Annotated in this window: 16 protein-coding genes, 1 tRNA gene and 1 other RNA gene; 10 read left to right on the top strand and 8 right to left on the bottom strand. The window is 62.5% G+C overall.

Translation table 11 applies throughout. The annotated features are described in order from the left end of the window. Positions 1-15: 15 nt before the first annotated feature. Positions 16-363: a hypothetical protein gene (locus tag H9532_RS08835; protein WP_296367522.1), complete on the top strand. Its 348-nt coding sequence runs from the start codon at positions 16-18 to the stop codon at positions 361-363. Between the two features lie 127 nt (positions 364-490). Here the strand turns inward: H9532_RS08835 and H9532_RS08840 are convergent, their stop codons facing one another. Together H9532_RS08840 and H9532_RS08845 are read right to left on the bottom strand one after the other, a co-directional pair. After that, positions 491-1,042: an isoprenylcysteine carboxylmethyltransferase family protein gene (locus tag H9532_RS08840; RefSeq protein WP_296367524.1), complete on the bottom strand. Its 552-nt coding sequence runs from the start codon at positions 1,040-1,042 to the stop codon at positions 491-493. Beyond that, positions 1,002-2,339 (bottom strand): cation:proton antiporter, encoded by a 1,338-nt coding sequence (locus H9532_RS08845; RefSeq protein WP_296367526.1) that lies wholly within the window; start codon positions 2,337-2,339, stop codon positions 1,002-1,004. The genes H9532_RS08840 and H9532_RS08845 overlap by 41 nt, the downstream gene beginning before the upstream one ends. A 96-nt stretch (positions 2,340-2,435) precedes the next feature. Between H9532_RS08845 and H9532_RS08850 the strand changes: the two genes are divergently transcribed. The 3 genes from H9532_RS08850 to H9532_RS08860 are packed head-to-tail and all read left to right on the top strand — an operon-like array spanning position 2,436 to position 8,443. Then, entirely contained in the window at positions 2,436-4,856 is a 2,421-nt protein-coding gene (locus H9532_RS08850; RefSeq protein ID WP_296367528.1) for a phosphoketolase, read from the top strand. Next, the gene (locus tag H9532_RS08855; protein WP_296367529.1) at positions 4,856-7,381 is read left to right on the top strand and encodes a glycogen/starch/alpha-glucan phosphorylase; all 2,526 of its coding nucleotides are present in this window, start codon (positions 4,856-4,858) and stop codon (positions 7,379-7,381) included. The genes H9532_RS08850 and H9532_RS08855 overlap by 1 nt, the downstream gene beginning before the upstream one ends. A gap of 6 nt (positions 7,382-7,387) precedes the next feature. Further along, positions 7,388-8,443 carry an acetate kinase gene (locus H9532_RS08860; RefSeq protein ID WP_296367531.1) on the top strand — a complete coding sequence of 352 codons (1,056 nt, stop codon included), beginning with the start codon at positions 7,388-7,390 and terminating at the stop codon, positions 8,441-8,443. On the opposite strand, the gene H9532_RS08865 is transcribed toward H9532_RS08860, so the two are convergent. After that, entirely contained in the window at positions 8,382-8,831 is a 450-nt protein-coding gene (locus H9532_RS08865) for a hypothetical protein (protein WP_296367533.1), read from the bottom strand. The two genes, H9532_RS08860 and H9532_RS08865, sit on opposite strands and share 62 nt — an antisense overlap. 36 nt (positions 8,832-8,867) lie before the next feature. Then, positions 8,868-9,185 (bottom strand): hypothetical protein, encoded by a 318-nt coding sequence (locus H9532_RS08870; RefSeq protein ID WP_296367536.1) that lies wholly within the window; start codon positions 9,183-9,185, stop codon positions 8,868-8,870. Between the two features lie 500 nt (positions 9,186-9,685). Here H9532_RS08870 and H9532_RS08875 point away from each other — a divergent pair, with 500 nt between their 5' ends. After that, positions 9,686-9,943 (top strand): hypothetical protein, encoded by a 258-nt coding sequence (locus H9532_RS08875; protein WP_296367537.1) that lies wholly within the window; start codon positions 9,686-9,688, stop codon positions 9,941-9,943. Between the two features lie 49 nt (positions 9,944-9,992). On the opposite strand, the gene H9532_RS08880 is transcribed toward H9532_RS08875, so the two are convergent. Beyond that, entirely contained in the window at positions 9,993-10,556 is a 564-nt protein-coding gene (locus H9532_RS08880) for a hypothetical protein (protein ID WP_296367539.1), read from the bottom strand. 81 nt (positions 10,557-10,637) lie between these two features. Here H9532_RS08880 and H9532_RS08885 point away from each other — a divergent pair, with 81 nt between their 5' ends. Beyond that, complete coding sequence (locus tag H9532_RS08885) at positions 10,638-11,375, top strand: M10 family metallopeptidase C-terminal domain-containing protein (RefSeq protein ID WP_296367540.1); 738 nt, start codon at positions 10,638-10,640, stop codon at positions 11,373-11,375. A 160-nt stretch (positions 11,376-11,535) separates the two neighbouring features. Here the strand turns inward: H9532_RS08885 and H9532_RS08890 are convergent, their stop codons facing one another. Both H9532_RS08890 and H9532_RS08895 read right to left on the bottom strand, forming a co-directional pair. Beyond that, complete coding sequence (locus H9532_RS08890) at positions 11,536-13,320, bottom strand: hypothetical protein (RefSeq protein WP_296367542.1); 1,785 nt, start codon at positions 13,318-13,320, stop codon at positions 11,536-11,538. Between the two features lie 737 nt (positions 13,321-14,057). Next, positions 14,058-14,131, bottom strand: a tRNA-Arg gene (locus H9532_RS08895). A gap of 33 nt (positions 14,132-14,164) precedes the next feature. Between H9532_RS08895 and rnpB the strand changes: the two genes are divergently transcribed. Both rnpB and rnc read left to right on the top strand, forming a co-directional pair. Continuing rightward, positions 14,165-14,550, top strand: an RNA gene (gene rnpB, locus H9532_RS08900) — RNase P RNA component class A. A gap of 14 nt (positions 14,551-14,564) precedes the next feature. Next, positions 14,565-15,284: a ribonuclease III gene (rnc, locus tag H9532_RS08905; RefSeq protein ID WP_296367544.1), complete on the top strand. Its 720-nt coding sequence runs from the start codon at positions 14,565-14,567 to the stop codon at positions 15,282-15,284. Here the strand turns inward: rnc and H9532_RS08910 are convergent. Continuing rightward, positions 15,262-15,444: an NAD(P)H dehydrogenase subunit NdhS gene (locus tag H9532_RS08910; RefSeq protein WP_296367546.1), complete on the bottom strand. Its 183-nt coding sequence runs from the start codon at positions 15,442-15,444 to the stop codon at positions 15,262-15,264. The two genes, rnc and H9532_RS08910, sit on opposite strands and share 23 nt — an antisense overlap. Positions 15,445-15,498: 54 nt before the next feature. On the opposite strand from H9532_RS08910, the gene rimM reads away from it, so the two are divergent. Beyond that, positions 15,499-16,116 carry a ribosome maturation factor RimM gene (gene rimM, locus H9532_RS08915; protein ID WP_296367548.1) on the top strand — a complete coding sequence of 206 codons (618 nt, stop codon included), beginning with the start codon at positions 15,499-15,501 and terminating at the stop codon, positions 16,114-16,116. Positions 16,117-16,131: 15 nt separating this feature from the next. Beyond that, a partial coding sequence (locus tag H9532_RS08920) for a sugar phosphate nucleotidyltransferase (protein WP_296367550.1) occupies positions 16,132-16,315 on the top strand: 184 nt, incomplete at its 3' end.

Raw genomic sequence — 16,315 nt, forward strand, 5'->3', positions numbered from 1 at the left:
GCAACACCAGGCTGGGTGGTGGATGCTAGGGAGATCTTCACCGCCGGCTGCCTGGTGCCCGACTGGATTCCTGAGAGCTGGGCCCTACTGCTGCCCGGCACCGCCCTCTGGGCTCTGGCGGTGTACTTGCCACTGAGCGCGCCTCTGTCGCGGCTGGAGGAAGCCCTGGCCGCAGGGCCGCTGGATGAAAGCAGCCAGCTGGTGGCTCTGGTGGTGAGCAGCCTGCTGCTGGCCCTCGGCGCTGGCGCTGTGATCAATCTGGTTCTGGGCTGGACCCTTGGCCCCGGCTGGGGCACGAGCCTTGGCCTGATGGCAGCGCTCTACGGCCTGTTCTGGGGCCTCGCGGCCAGTCGCAACGAGTAGGCATGCCACAAAACGGGGGCAACCCCAAATTGCGTACAAGCCGTACAGGAGTGAGGGAAGCGGCTGCGACCGAATGGATCGAAACTCTTGAGACAAAACTGCAACAGGGCCCAGTGGGAGGGCAACCTCAGCCGCGCCAATCCAGCCAGGGCAGCCCAGGGATGATCGCCGGAACGGCGCTTCGATAGACGGCGTACTCAGGATGCAGCCGCAGCAACATCCGTTCCTCCCGCCGGGCCTTGCCCCCGAGCACCGCACACAAGCCCAGCAGCAGGGCCAGATGCAGCAGGCTGCCGAGGGCCAACACCACCCCCAGTGAGCAGAGCAGCACCGCCTGATACAGCGGATGGCGGCAACGGGCGTAGGCGCCACTGGTCACCAGCTCTGCGCCGGGTTTGGGATCAGGCAGGGGCGTGAGGCTGGGCCCCAACCGCCAGAAGGCCTGGGCCGCCAACAGCAGCCCTACCAGAAACAACACAGCGCCAGCCAGGGTCACCGGCAATGGCCAGGCGTAGCCCCAGCTGCCGGGAGCAGGCCAGGCGGGCAGCAGGTGGGCCGCAATCAGCAACAGCTGGGCCAGCAGCCACCACTCGCCGTGGCGGTTATCGAGCCAGCCGGCCCAGCTGAACTGCCAACCCTCAAGTGGGGATTTCGGCGAGGGGGTCGAGGTCGGGTCCATCGCTCTTGCCAGCCAGCACCAGTCTGAGCAGCACCGGCGCCAGGAAGGTGGTGCCGATCACCATCAACAGGATGGCGGCCTCAAGGGCTGGGCTGAGCAGCTTGGCCTGGGTGCCCAGGCCCAGGAAGATCAAGCCCACTTCACCGCGGGGCATCATCCCCAGGCCCACCACCAGGCGGTTGGTGGGTTGGCTGGAGAGGAAGCACCAACCCGCCGCCACCTTGCCGGCGATCGCCACCACCAGCAGGAACGCCGCCACCACCAGGCCGGGGCGGTTGGCCGGATCGAGCGGGTTGAGCACCGAAAGATCCATCCCGGTGCCGATCAGCACAAAGAAGATCGTGGCAAACAGGGCCACCACCGGCTTCACGGCCGCCTCGATGGCGTGGCTGTGGTTCGACTTGCTGAGGATCAGGCCGGCGGCAAAAGCCCCCAGAGCAGCCTCCAGGCCGATGGCGGTGGCGGCAAAGCAGCAAAGGGTAAGCACCACGAAGGAGGCCACAGCCACATCGCCAGGGGCCTTGAGCCGATCGATCACCCAATCGAAGCCTGGGGCTGCGGTGCGGCTGAGGCCGATGGCCGCCACTACGAACACCAACGCCGCGGCCACCAGCTTGAGGATCGGACCGATCTCCAGGTTGCCGCCACCGGCAAGGCTCACCACCACCGCCAGGATCACGATGCCGAGGATGTCGTCGAGCACTGCGGCGCCGATCACGATCTGCCCCTCGCGCGAACGCAGCATCTTCAGCTCACCGAACACGCTGGCGGTGATGCCGATGCTCGTGGCCGTCATCGAGGCCCCGGCGAACACCGCTGGGATCACATCCACGTGGAAAAAGGCCATCAGGCCGGCGGTGCCCAGGGCGAAGGGCAGCGCCACACCGGCCACAGCCACTGTGGTGGCCTGGCCCCCCACCGCCACCAGCTCATCGAGATCGCTCTCCAGGCCGGTGAGGAACAGCAGCGCAAACAGGCCGAGGGTGGCCACCGCCTGCAGGGAGGGGAAACTCTCGGCATAGAGGTGGCTCACCACATCCGGCGGCACATCCGCCAGGGAGCCCACCAGCTGCACCAGGCCCTGGCTTAGGGCTGCCTGGGTTTCCGGCGGCACGATCAGATGCAGGCCGCTGGCACCGATGATCACGCCGGCGATCAGCTCCCCCAGGATCGTGGGCAGCTGCCAGCGCACCAGGAGCTCCGCCAGCAGCCGGGCGGCCACAAAAATCACCAGAAAGCGGCCCACCCCAATCAGGGTTTCCGCCACCTCAAGCTGGTGGGCTCCGATCTCGGGCATCAACGACGTGGGCAATTCCGCACGAGAGTCTCGCCCTGGCAGGTCATCCCCTGTGACAACGGCTACGTTCCGGCCAGAGCCTGAGGGTGCGCCCCCATGACCCTGAGTCAAACCAACCCTGCTCCGCAGCTCGCCGGTCCGGCGCTGGAGCAGATCGACGCCTGGTGGCGCGCCGCCAACTACCTGGCGGTGGGGATGATCTACCTGCAGGACAACCCGCTGCTCAGCGAGCCGCTGCGGCCCGAGCACATCAAGAACCGTCTGCTGGGCCATTGGGGGTCTAGCCCGGGCCAGGCCTTCATCTGGGCCCATGCCAACCGGGTGATCCGCGAGCACAACCTCGACATGATCTACCTGTCGGGGCCAGGGCATGGGGCCCCCGGGGTGCTTGCCCCCACCTACCTCGATGGCTCTTATTCCGAGATCTATCCCGACAAATCCCAGGACGCTGCGGGGATGCAGCGCTTCTTCAAGCAGTTCTCCTTCCCCGGCCACATCGGCAGCCACTGCACCCCCGAGACCCCCGGCTCTATCCATGAAGGCGGCGAGCTGGGCTATGTGCTCTCCCACGCCTGCGGCGCGGTGTTCGACAACCCCGATCTGATCGCCCTGGCCTGCGTGGGCGACGGGGAAGCAGAAACCGGGCCGCTGGCCACCAGCTGGCACATCAACAAATTCCTCAACCCGATCTCAGACGGCGCCGTGCTGCCGGTGCTGCACCTGAACGGCTACAAGATCGCCAACCCCACCCTGCTGGCCCGCATCCCCAGAGAGGAGCTGGCGAGCCTGATGCGCGGCTACGGCTGGGAGCCGCTGTTCGTGGAGGGCAGCGAGCCGATGGCCATGCACCAGGCGATGGCGGCGGCCATGGATGAGGCCACTGGCCGCATCCGGGCGATCCAGGCGGAAGCGCGCCGCAGCGGCGAGGCGCAGCGGCCCTATTGGCCAATGATCGTGCTGCGCTCCCCCAAGGGCTGGACTGGCCCTGCGGCCCTCGGCGACAAGAAGCTGGAAGGCTTCTGGCGGGCCCACCAGGTGCCCCTGCCTGATCCCCGCCACGACACCGCGCAGCTACAGCAGCTGGAGAGCTGGCTGAAGAGCTACCGCCCCTGGGAGCTGTTCGATGAGCACGGCAGCCTCAAGCCCGAGCTACAGGCCCTCTCGCCGCAGGGGAACCGCCGCATGGGATCCAATCCCCATGCCAACGGCGGCCTACTGCGCCACAAGCTGGTGCTACCGGCGATCGCCAACTACGCCGTGGCCGTGCCGCAACCGGGACGCGTGCAGCACGAGAACACGGCGGTGTTGGGAGAACTGCTGCGGGATGCCATTGCGCTCAACCCCGATTCGCTGCGGGTGTTCGGCCCCGACGAAACGGCGTCCAACCGTCTGCAAGCGATCTACGCGCAAAGCAAGAAGGTGTGGATGGAAGAGCTTCTGCCGGAAGACCTCAACGGCAGCGAGCTCTCCCGCAGCGGCCGGGTGGTGGAAATGCTCAGCGAGCACACACTGGTGGGAATGATGGAGGGGTACCTGCTCACCGGCCGCTACGGCCTGTTCCACACCTACGAGGCGTTTGCCCATGTGATCGCCTCGATGTTCAACCAGCACGCCAAGTGGCTGGAGAGCTGCCTGCACCACGCCCCCTGGCGCGCGCCGATCGGCCCCTGGACCTGCCTGATCTCCTCCACGGTGTGGCGGCAGGACCACAACGGCTTCACCCATCAGGACCCCGGCTTCATCGACCTGGCCGGCAACAAGAGCGGCGAGGTGGTGCGTGTTTACCTCCCCGCCGATGCCAATTCGCTCCTGGCGGTGGCGGAGCAGGCGCTGGTGGAGCCGAACGTGTGCAACATCATCGTGAGCGACAAGCAGAAACACCTGCAGTACCTGTCGCTCGAGCAGGCCCGCGCGCATGTCGCCAAAGGCATCGGCCTCTGGAGCTGGGCCAGCAACGATCACATCGGCCATGAGCCGGATGAACCGGATGTGGTGATGGCCTGCGCCGGCGACATCCCCACCAAGGAAACCCTGGCGGCGGTGCAGATCCTTCGCCGCGAGATCCCCACCCTCAAAATCCGCGTGCTCAATGTGGTGAAGCTGTTCGCCCTCACCCAACCGAGCGAGCACCCGCACGGCCTGAGCGATCGCGATTTCGACAGCCTGTTCACCACCGATCGACCGGTGATCTTCAACTTCCACGGCTACCCCTGGCTGATTCACCGCCTCACGTATCGCCGCACCAATCACGGCAATTTCCATGTGCGTGGCTACAAGGAGCAAGGCAACATCAACACCCCCCTTGAGTTGGCGATGAACAACCAGATCGATCGCTTCAATCTCGTGATCGATGTGATCGACCGGGTTCCGGGGTTAGGGTCGCGCGCCGCTCACGTGAAAGAGCAGATGAAGGAGGCGATCCTGGCCAACCGCGCCTATGCCCATGCCCACGGCATGGACGCCCCCGCCATCACCGATTGGCAGTGGACAGCCGCCACCAGCAGCGAGGTGAACTGATGCACGAGCCAGCCCCCAGCCGCCTGCAACTGCCCACGCCCGGTTGCTACGCCGACCCCGACCGCAGCGGCCTGACGGCCGATGACGTGTTCGACGGCATGGCCGAACACCTCTTCTACACACTCGGCAAACTCGCCCCCACCGCCAGCCGCCACGACCTCTACCTGGCCCTGAGCCACGCGGTGCGCGACCGGCTGATGACCCGCTATCTGGCGGGCATCGAAGCGATCAACGCCACCCCTACCCGCGTGGTGGCGTACCTCTCGGCTGAATTCCTGATCGGCCCGCAGCTGGGCAACAACCTGCTGATGCTCGGCATCCAGGACGCAGCCGCTGAGGCCCTGCGCCGCTTCGGGATCGAGCGCCTCGAGGAAATCCTCGATGTGGAGGAAGAACCCGGTCTGGGCAACGGCGGCCTGGGTCGCCTGGCGGCCTGCTTCATGGAATCGCTGGCCAGCCTGGAGATCCCGGCCACGGGCTATGGCATCCGCTATGAGTTCGGCATCTTCGATCAGCTGATCCGCGACGGTTGGCAGGTGGAGATCACCGATAAGTGGCTCAAGGGCGGCTGGCCCTGGGAAATTCCCCACCCGGATCAAGCCTGTTTTGTGGGCTTCGGCGGCCGCACCGAGAGCTACCGCGATGAGCGCGGCCACTACCGCGTGCGCTGGATCCCTGAGGAGCACGCCATCGGTGTGCCCCACGACGTGCCGGTGCTCGGCTACCGGGTGAACACCTGCGACCGGCTGCGCCTCTGGCGCGCCGATGCCAGCGAGAGCTTCGATTTCTACGCCTTCAACATCGGCGACTACTACGGAGCCGTGGAGGAGAAGGTGGGCAGCGAAACCCTCTCCAAGGTGCTCTATCCCAACGACGGCACCGACGAGGGCCGCCGCCTGCGCCTGAAGCAACAGCACTTCTTCGTGAGCTGCTCGCTGCAGGACATGCTGCGCAACCTTGATCAGCGCGGCATCCCGGTGCAGGAGTTTCCCGACCACTGGGCGGTGCAACTCAACGACACCCACCCGGCGATCGCCGTAGCCGAACTGATGCGGCTGCTGATCGACGACAAGCACCTGGATTGGGATCAGGCCTGGGACATCACCTGCCGCTCGCTGGCCTACACCAACCACACCCTGCTGCCCGAAGCGCTGGAGAAGTGGGGCCTGCCGCTGTTCGGCTCCCTACTACCCCGCCACCTGGAGCTGATCTACGAGATCAACCGCCGCTTCCTGCAAACGGTGCGCCTCAAGTATCCCGGCAACGAAGCGCTGCTGCGCAAGGTGTCGATCATCGATGAGGAGGGCAGCAAAGCTGTGCGCATGGCCAACCTGGCCACGGTCGCCTCCCACCACGTGAACGGTGTAGCAGCCCTGCACAGCGAACTGGTGCGCACGAAGCTGCTGCCGGAATTTGCCGCCCTTTGGCCGGAGAAGTTCACCAACGTCACCAATGGCGTCACGCCCCGGCGCTGGGTGGCCCTCGCCAACCCGGCCCTGCGCCAACTTCTGGCGGAGAGCATCGGCGAAGGCTGGGTGGCCGATCTCGATCAGCTGCGGCAGCTCGAGCGCTTTGTGGATGATGCCGGCTTCCTGGAGCGCTGGGAGCAGACCAAGCTGGCCAGCAAGCGCCATCTGGCCAACTACATCCACCGCCAGAGCGGCCTGCTGGTGGATCCGGCGTCGCTGTTCGACGTGCAGGTGAAGCGGATCCACGAATACAAGCGGCAACACCTCAACGCCCTGCAGGTCATCGCCCAATACCTGCGCATCAAAAACGGCCAGGCCGATGGCCTGGCCCCACGCACGGTGATCTTTGGCGGCAAAGCTGCCCCCGGCTACTACCTGGCCAAGCTGATCATCCGCTTCCTCAACGGCATCGCCGAAACGGTGAACGCTGATCCCGACATGGATGGCCGCCTGCGGGTGGTGTTCCTGCCGGATTACAACGTGAAGCTGGGCGAACGGGTGTATCCGGCTTCGGATCTCTCCGAGCAGATCTCCACCGCCGGCCTGGAGGCCTCCGGCACCGGCAACATGAAGTTCGCCATGAATGGCGCCCTCACGATCGGCACCCTCGATGGCGCCAACGTGGAGATCCGCGAACAGGTGGGCGCCGACAACTTCTTCCTGTTCGGCATGACCGAAACCGAGGTGGCAGGCCTCCACGCCGAGGGCTATCGCCCCTGGGAGCTCATCGCGCAGCAACCGGAGCTGGGCGAGGTGCTCAAACTGGTGGAGCAGGGCCACTTCAGCAACGGTGACGGTGATCTGTTCCGGCCGTTGCTGGAAAACCTCACCGGCCGCGATCCCTTCTTCGTGCTGGCTGATTTCGCCGACTACCTCAGGGTGCAGCAGCAGGTGAGCGAGGCCTGGGCCGATCGCAACGCCTGGAACCGCATGTCGCTGCTCAACAGCGCCCGCACCGGCTTCTTCTCCTCGGATCGTTCGATCCGGGACTACGCCCAGCGCATCTGGAAGGCCGAGAGCTTCCCAGTAACGATCACCTGTAACCTCGACGCCTAACGCCCCATGTTGCTGGTGCTGAACGTGGGCAGCTCCAGCCTCAAGGCTGCGGTGCTGCAGGCCACGGCGGCCCGCTCCACGGAGCTCTGGCGAACGGAGAGCCAGCGCCAGGGTGCCCTGCAGGATCAACTCCGCGATTGGCTAGCCCCCCAGCTGAAGCGGTGGTGGCCCCAAATCAGGGCGGCCGGCCATCGCGTGGTGCATGGGGGTGAGCGGTTCATCACCCCCACACGGATCACCGCGGCGGTGTTGGATCAGCTGAACGCCGTGTCGGCCCTGGCGCCGTTGCACAATCCACCGGCCTTAGAGGCGATCCGCTGGCTGCAGCAGCTCCGGCCAACCCTGCCCCAGTGGGCCTGTTTCGACACGGCCTTTCACGCCAGCCTGCCGCCCGAAGCCAGCACCTATGCACTGCCTGCCGCCTGGCGGCAACTGGGATGCCGCCGCTATGGCTTCCACGGCCTCAACCACCAGCATGTGGCGGAAGCCGCTCCCTGCCATCGGCTGATCAGTGCCCACCTCGGGGCGGGCTGTTCCCTGGCGGCGGTGCGGGATGGCCGCAGTATCGACACCACCATGGGCTTCACACCCCTGGAGGGGCTGGTGATGGCCAGCCGCAGCGGGAGCGTGGATCCCGGCCTACTGCTGCACCTGCAGCGTCAGGGCCTGAGCCTCGAGGAGCTCGATCAAGGGCTGAACCGCCACAGCGGCCTGCTGGGGCTCTCGGAGCTCAGCGGCGATTGGCGCCAGCTGCGTTCAGCCGCAGGGGCTGGCCACAGCGGAGCCCAGCTGGCGGTGGCGGTGTTCCTGCACCGGCTGCGGCGCGAGATCGGAGCCATGGCGGCCAGCCTGGGCGGGGTGGATCAGATTGCTCTGAGCGGCGGTATCGGCAGCCACGACGATCAGCTAGTCGAGGAGCTGAGCGCCAGCATGCGCTGGCTTGGCCCGGTGGGCTGGCGTCGCGTGGCGGCCGACGAGGAAGGAATGGTCGCCCGCTTGATCAGCCGGGCAGATCCGGTGTCTGATGCAGGAGGCGATTCAGCCGCAGCCGATCGGCATTGAGGGGATCGGGAGCCAACTCGCCGGCCAGCTCACGGAACTTCTGCTCCACAGCATCAGGCACGCGCACATCAAAAATGCGCTCCATTAGGGCCTCAATCGAGAACAGATGGGCGTTGATGTTCTCGAGATCGGCCATGGCCTGCTGGATCGCATCCTGCTCGCCGACATCAAGAGGAGCACCGGCTGCAGCGGGGGCCATGGCAGCATCCGAATCTCCGTGGGTTTTCTGGAGCTCTTCGAGGGCTCTGCCCGCCAGCGTGCGGAACGATTGCAAGGCGGCCCAGCTCAGCTCCTGCTGCTGACGCAGGGTCGGGTTCTCGCGAATGAGACGGTCGTGCTCCCGGTAGAAGCGCTGGCAGTCAGGGCATTGGCAGGGCTCTTCCGGCACCGCAGTCCCCTTGGCGTTTCACGACCCATCATGGCATCAAGCCGCGCAGCAACCGTCGCTGGCACTATCAGGATCTTCACTGGCACCTGGGATGGGGATTTCGATCGAACTCACCACCTGAATCACGTCCCGCAGACGCATGGAATCGGCAAACCAGGCCATGGCCTGATCGGTGTCGCCATCCGCCACCGCCTCATTCGCGCTGTCTTCATGGGCCTCGGCCAGGAGCGCCAACCAACACAGGCAACGGGCCTGAATCACCGAGAGATCCAGCCCGTCGGGAAGATGTTCAACGATCTGCTCGCTTTCCTGCTGCACCAACAGCCGGAGCCGGAGATCATGCAGCTGTGCCATGGGCTCGTGGCGACTGCAGCCACGCTAGCGGCAGCGGATTGATTCGCCATCCCACTACCGGTAGTGCTGAATACCATGTCACAGGGTCAAGAGATGGGACAGTGACATGCACGTCTCACGAGAGCTGGCTAGAGCTGGCGTGAACCGTCCTTCACGCCGCCATGAACCTGGCAACGCGTCACATTGCTAGCAAGATCGCGATCCTGATCGCTACCCTCCCGCTCCTCAGCACCCAGGCGCTGGCAAACCCGTCCTACTGGCGACACGACGCCCATCGTTGGGCCCCCGGCCGATGGAACCCTGCCGAGCGCTACGACCACTGGAACCGCCCCTGCGGCGGCCTGGGGTGCGATCGCCGGACTTGGGAACCGCGCTGGACCCATCACTGCAGTGGACTGGGCTGTGACCCACGGACGTGGTCGTGGTCCGGCTATCGCAACTGGGGCTGGTGGTCGCAGCGATCTGCAGCCTGGGAGATTGGAGGGCTAGCGGCCAGCGCAGTGATCGCAGCAGCCGTCAATAGCGCACGGGCATCCAACCAAGCCATGGTTGTTGTTCCTGGCAGCTCCTATCAGCTCGACTACAACTCCGTTCAAGCGTCAACCAGCAACGACATCCGATTTCTAGTGAACCGCAACGGCGTGACCTACCAGATGGATGCTGACTGCGAGGACGGCGAACTCAATGGATATGCACCCAACAGCGCAGCGGAAGCTCAACTGCTGAATGCGGCCTGCCAGATCGCGTACGGCAACTAAACGTCAGTTCGCACCAAAACGGCTGCGTTCGCCATGGTGGCCGCCTCACTCAAGCCAGAGGATCGGCCACCAACGTGATCTGACGCAATGAAAAATCAAGTTTCAGATCATCGGCATTGACGTTTGCAACAACCGCCTTGACGTCGTCCAGCTTAACAATCCAAGCGTTCTTACCCCGCTGCTCAATACGAGTGGACGGGCATCCGCAGAACTCAATCACCTCGCCAGGCTCCATATCCATGATCCTCATGTAGCCGTTCCCATCATTGATGGTGACGTACGTATCCATACCGCTACCACCCCAAACGCGATAGGTTCCTTCCTTCGTCGAAATCAGATCATCACCTCCGAGCCCATAGACCAAACGCTGCTTTGGAGTACCGATCAGCTCGTCGCGCTCTGGAGTTCCGAACAACTTGCGCCGAGAGCTTTTGGCACGGGATTGCTGACGAGAAGAAATGGGGTCCTTCATCACCGGGTGCAGGGCGAACCGTGGAATCAATATCTGCATCTTAACTCGAGTAACAAGCCGCTGCCTGCCGTGGTGGGCATCCAACCAGTGCTGGCGATGACTGCTGTGAGGAAGATCACTGCCCGGCGTGAGAACGGTCAACACCTCAGCCGACAGACCGGGCGATGGTGAGTGCATCGGAGGGAGAGATCTCTTCGCCAACACCTTCAGCCAGTCCAGACCATGTACAGCTATCGGCACAGCCTCAGTCGCATCAAAGGCTTCATTCTTGCGAATCTGATCTTCAATCCAAGCCGGAGCACAGACTATTCAGCCGACACCATGCGAAACGGCATCTCCCGATTTCGCAATGAGTCCCCAGCAGATACGGATGAGCTCGTAGTCGACCAGTACATGCGAAATGACACGCTGGAAGTAAATTTCGACATGGGCACTGGCACCTATACCGAGACAGCCTATTTAAACGGAGTCAGCCAATCCAGCACATACAGGATGAATGGCTTTGAAGAATATCTCCCTTTAGTATCTCGCGTCGTCAGACACTCCATTACAGGGACAGATGCAGGGAATCGGATTGCAACCGGCAACGGGAACGACAGCATCTGGGGCAAAGGTGGAGACGATGTGCTGCTTGGCGGTGGCGGCCGAGACTACCTGCATGGGGGCGATCACGACGACATCCTGATTGGGGGAATCGGAGCGGATGCCCTGATTGGCGGCAGCGGCTATGACACGTTCGTGCTCAGCAGCCTCTCCGGAGGAACTGACACGATCAGGGATTTCCAACCTGGATTTGACAAGATTGATATCAGCTCTGTGGCGCCAGGCATCAGCCTGGTGCCCCATGGCAGCGGCAGAAGCGGTTACACCGAAATCCTCGACGGTTACCGCAATGTCGTTGGGAGAATCGAGGGTTGGGCGGGCCCTGGGCTGGTGGTGACCCATGATTTCATCCTGTAGGCGGGGTGATGGGAAGGCGGTCATCATCAGCCCGGCGGTTTGAATCACACCAAAAACAGACGATTCAGGGGTAAATCCCAAAACAAAAGGGCGGCATTAAAGCCGCCCAAACGCACAACTATGCTAAGAGGAACGAAGTTCCATTAACCGATGCGCAAAACTAGATAATATTGCCACTGCCCCAGGAGGCGATGGTTCCCTCTGCGAGGTTGTAGGTCAGTGGATCAATCCAGCCATTGTCGCTTAGGGTTTCCAAGAATTTTGCGTCAACAGAGTAATCTGCACTGACGGTGAATTCCGCAGACGGATCTTCGAATGAAAACCAGCTAGCACCTTGCGGAGTCGTCTTTGCGTCTACAACCATCGGCACCGTCAAGGCCGCACCGACAGTTGCAAGCTTATCCCCGCCAAAAAGAGGTACTTGATCAGGAACGAAGAGGCCAACACTAATCTCGGCCTGAGGCGTCAGATGGAACTTCATACCATATTGTGTAAGCATGTCATAGCTACCATTGGGCGACGTCAGGTATGGATTTTTAAATTGAGAGGACGATTCAAAGCCATTCTTGCTTGCTTTAATGAAGAGTTCAGGTGTCACACCGGCTTCGTAGGTAAAAAAGGTCGGCGATGTCCACGGTTGACTTGCATAGGCTTCGATGCCATAACCCAGAGACGTTGCAAGCTGACCACCCACAATGTCACCAGATTGAGGCAGCGTCAGCGTAATCTCTGGACCTTCAACTTCGTCCTCTACTAAGGGCACTGAGAGCCCAGAACCCAACCCAAGTGATGCCGCCGCGCTGACCCGTAAAGGCATACCAACGGAAATCTCTACAGACCCGAAGTCACTACCATCAAACAATTCGTACATACTAGTTGGCAACGAATACTTGCAATCGCCTTCCAGGGAAGCTGAGAGGTCTAACGAAAGAGATGAATTTCCGTATTGCCAATCTTTAGAGAGTAAATTCGTGAGATTGCCCGAGAAAGCGGTGTGCCCAGTCGACGGAAGCCAATCGCCGAACCAATTTATTGCACCGCCCCATATCTCATCAAAAGTCGGGTAGAAAACGTCGTCAAACCATTGCTCCGTATAACTCCAACCATCATCGAACGAGCCGACAATAGAATCCCACAAAACCGGATCGGAAATGGGTTCGATGATGTTTTCACTGACCCATGAAGTGGCAGTATCAATTCCAGATGAAATAGTGTCAGCAACTGGGGTAAAAACCTCAACCACTGCATCAAACCAATCTTCGCCAAACCAAGATGTCCGCGTGCCAAGATTAACATCGCCAACCGAAACCAACGAGTTTCTGTTGGGAAGACTTTGACCACTTGACTTGCCGCCAAGCGCCTCAAGCCTCAATCTTACATAGTCTTTCGTAGCCGAGTAATGGTAATCCTGTGCGGCATCAATCCAATCATCATCGGACAACGAATCAAAAACTACTTTAACGTCAGAGATCCTTTGAGAGACTTCATGCGATGACTTAAGGTGTACAGAATGACGTGAAAGCGTGTCGGAGCCAAAGATCTCCTCGTGGTCAAACAGGTCGCCAGACTGAGCAGCTGACGAGAGCTCAGCCCTGGCACCTTTCAGCACTAGCTGACCACGCTTATTGAGCGCAAGTGATTCCTGGTTAAATTCAAAGACAAAGCCATGATCACGCCCTGAAGAATCAGTGTAATGAATTCTCCCATCATGCAAACCTGGGTGATCCGAAAGGTACGATAGAAGCTCAGACGATGAGTGATAGCCCTCTTTGCCGCTTTCATTCTGATAATGAATAGCAAGCTTATCAGTTTCCTTGCGGCTGAGCACAAGCTTCACGTCATGGCTACCGGTGCCATCGGCATCTTGCACCAGTCGGGCTTTGCCAAGTTCAAAGCCATGAATCGAGTCTTCTTTGTGGCGGTTGGTAGCGTGAAGCCCAGCCATTGGCTATAGTTGAAGAACTCTTACAATATGACTGCATGTTGACCTGCTGTCAAGCTCTTCGCTGAGCAGTGAAGGCCAAGTGTTCATTAGGGCACAGAGTATGCGGCGCAGGCGCCGAACCTCAAGATGCGCTGGTTGAGATCAATATCAAAGAGATGGCTCTGATGACTATGCATATCAGCACCTTGTTGAGAACATTATCAGGCGACTTCAGGGGCAACCTATCTGACGGCCATGGCCCTGAAAACGGGAGGATGCAGGTGTTCGGCTCATCATCCCGCCCAGGGCCGATGCACCCGTTTTGTCATTCACCTTCTGGCATGACCTCCGCAGAAAGCTGTGCGCCATCCGCCTGCCAAAGCGAAACTGCTCGCCTGCAAACTCCCGGAGGCAATGCCTCAGCTTGGTCTCCTCAATATCAAGGAGCATGGTGCGGCCAAGCAAGTACTCGAACCTCATCCAAGCCTCCCAGATCGCCATGGAGGTCTGCACAGGGTGGAATCTGAGAAGGGCTTGGAAACGCGCACCGGATCGTCAACCTCACCGCGCATCGGACAGGTGCCGTGCTTTTTTTGCATGCCTGCGGATGGTGGGGATGGAAGTGATTCGGTCCGAGGCTCACGCGTGACACGATTGGATGCCGTCGTGCTGCGAACGGGTGCCGCGGAACCACCAGCCCATCCTGACGCAGGCAGAGCATTGGCCACAACCCTGTTGATGTAGGCATTGTTGGCTCACGGGGCTGGCGGGACTCGAACCCACGACCTACGGTTTAGGAAACCGTCGCTCTATCCGGCTGAGCTACAGCCCCATGCGGGAAACCCGCATGGGCATTATGGGTGTTGAAAGCAGGCGAGGTGATCGCGACCGGCGCCCGCGTCGGTTGAGGAAAGTCCGGGCTCCCCAATGGCCAGGCTTGCTGGGTAACGCCCAGTGCGGGTGACCGTGAGGAGAGTGCCACAGAAACACACCGCCGATGGCGGGGGCTCGCCCCCGATCAGGCAAGGGTGCAAAGGTGCGGTAAGAGCGCACCAGCAGCATCGAGAGGTGCTGGCTCGGTAAACCCCGGCTAGGAGCAAGGCCCAGGGACAACGGTTGGCCATGACACCCGTCCCGCTCAACGTGCGCCGCTCGAGGCCACCGGTAACGGTGGTCCCAGACAGATGATCACCCCCCGGAGCGCTCCGGCACTCCGGCGAACAGAACCCGGCTTACGTCCTGCTTTCACCTCTTCCGCGCTGCCTATGGAAGCCGCCCGCCGCCAGCAGCTGCTCACCTTTCTGCAGCAGCTCTCGCTGGAGCCGCCCACGGTGCTCAGCGATCAACAGCTGCTGCCGCTGGAGCAGGCCCTCACCCACACCTCAGCCGGCTGGGCCTACAACCACGAGCAGCTGGAGTTTCTGGGCGATGCGGTGTTGCGCCTGGCCGCCTCGGAATTTTTGGAAGACGCTCAGCCGCAGCTAGCGGTGGGTGAGCGCTCGCGGCTGCGCGCCCAACTGGTGAGTGATCGCTGGTTGGCCGAGCTGGGGGAGCAGTGCCGAATCGAATCGGTGCTGCGCATCGGAGCGATGGCCGCTGGCGATCACACCGGCCGCGCCACCCTGCGCGCCGAAGCCTGTGAAGCGGTGATTGGCGCCCTGTATCGGATCTGGGGCGACCTCACCCCCGTCCACCGCTGGTTGCAGCCCCACTGGCACCGCAGCCTCGCGGAACTCGAGGCCGACCCCCACCGTCACAACTGGAAGTCCGCCCTTCAGGAGTGGAGTCAAGGGCAGCAGCGTGGCCTTCCCAGCTACCACTGCAAGGAGGTCAGCCAACGCCACGGCGACCCACGCCGTTTCCACAGCCAAGTGAGCCTCGGCGACGTCCCGCTCGGCGAAGGCTGGGGAGGCTCACGCCGTCAGGCCGAGCAGGAAGCAGCGCGCGCGGCCTTAGAGGCGCTCAGGCCTGCTCGAGGATCTTGAGGGGCATCGTCACCAGCTTGTCCCAGTTGCCGCCTTCAAAGAGCACAGCGGCGTTACGGCCACTGATGCGCTGCACGAAGCCCTGGTAGCCGTTGTAGATGGAGGTGACATCCCGCACCACCACGGTGGAGCCCGGCAGGATCGGCAGGGTGTCAGCCATGGGTACGGCACGGGTGCGGGGCCATTATCGAGGCTGACGGTGCGGTGTGGGCCCATGGCGGAGGAGCAAGAGCTGCTGGTGGTGGGTCGGGTCGTGGCCGCCCAGGGGCTGCGCGGTGAACTGCGCGTGAATCCGCTCAGCGACTTCCCCGAACGCTTCACCCGCCCCGGGCGCCGTTGGCTGCGCCCAGCCCAGGGGCGCCGCGGAGAAGCTGCTGAGGCTGCCGAGGTGGAACTGCTCAGCGGCCGTCAGCTGCCCGGCAAGGAGCTGTTTGTGATTCGCCTCGAGGGGGTGAATGACCGCAGCAGCGCCGAAGCATTGGTGGGCCATGAGCTGCTGGTGCCAGCGGAGGATCGCCCCAAGCTGGCGCGGGGCGAATTTCATCTCCTGGATCTGGTGGGCCTGGAGGTGCGGCTCCTGCAGAGCTCAGAAGCCGAGAGCCCCGCACAAACCGGCCGCTGCATCGGCACCGTGAAGGATCTGATCCACGCCGGCAACGATCTTCTGGAGGTGGAGCTCACCACGGGCGGAGCGCCCCTGTGGATTCCGTTCGTGAAAGCGATCGTTCCTGAGGTGCGGCTGGAGGCCGGCTGGATCGGCATCACCCCGCCACCGGGCCTGCTGGAACTGGGACAGGCCAGCAACGACAAGCCCGACGATGCCGACGCGTAGGCCAGGCGCACACGAGTGATTGCGTCCATCCCGTACAAAACCGGCACGATCACGCACCACTGGGCAGAGCAACCGCGCTGGGTTGGAATAGCTGAACGCTTTGACGCCGCTGCGCCCAGCTCGCCCATGACCGCACTCGTACCGGTGATCCTCTGCGGCGGCACCGGCACCCGGCTCTGGCCCCTCTCCCGGGCCACCT

The organism is Vulcanococcus sp. Clear-D1 (assembly GCF_014654725.1).
Taxonomy (GTDB): Bacteria; Cyanobacteriota; Cyanobacteriia; order PCC-6307; family Cyanobiaceae; genus Vulcanococcus.

What these genes read in the sequence shown, in the direction of transcription:
- H9532_RS08840 (WP_296367524.1), bottom strand. Translation starts at nt 1,042, where the DNA reads ATGGACCCGACCTCGACCCCCTCGCCGAAATCCCCACTTGAGGGTTGG.
- H9532_RS08845 (WP_296367526.1), bottom strand. Translation starts at nt 2,339, where the DNA reads ATGCCCGAGATCGGAGCCCACCAGCTTGAGGTGGCGGAAACCCTGATT.
- H9532_RS08850 (WP_296367528.1), top strand. Translation starts at nt 2,436, where the DNA reads ATGACCCTGAGTCAAACCAACCCTGCTCCGCAGCTCGCCGGTCCGGCG.
- H9532_RS08855 (WP_296367529.1), top strand. Translation starts at nt 4,856, where the DNA reads ATGCACGAGCCAGCCCCCAGCCGCCTGCAACTGCCCACGCCCGGTTGC.
- H9532_RS08860 (WP_296367531.1), top strand. Translation starts at nt 7,388, where the DNA reads ATGTTGCTGGTGCTGAACGTGGGCAGCTCCAGCCTCAAGGCTGCGGTG.
- H9532_RS08870 (WP_296367536.1), bottom strand. Translation starts at nt 9,185, where the DNA reads ATGGCACAGCTGCATGATCTCCGGCTCCGGCTGTTGGTGCAGCAGGAA.
- H9532_RS08885 (WP_296367540.1), top strand. Translation starts at nt 10,638, where the DNA reads ATGTACAGCTATCGGCACAGCCTCAGTCGCATCAAAGGCTTCATTCTT.
- H9532_RS08890 (WP_296367542.1), bottom strand. Translation starts at nt 13,320, where the DNA reads ATGGCTGGGCTTCACGCTACCAACCGCCACAAAGAAGACTCGATTCAT.
- rnc (WP_296367544.1), top strand. Translation starts at nt 14,565, where the DNA reads ATGGAAGCCGCCCGCCGCCAGCAGCTGCTCACCTTTCTGCAGCAGCTC.
- H9532_RS08910 (WP_296367546.1), bottom strand. Translation starts at nt 15,444, where the DNA reads ATGGCTGACACCCTGCCGATCCTGCCGGGCTCCACCGTGGTGGTGCGG.
- rimM (WP_296367548.1), top strand. Translation starts at nt 15,499, where the DNA reads ATGGCGGAGGAGCAAGAGCTGCTGGTGGTGGGTCGGGTCGTGGCCGCC.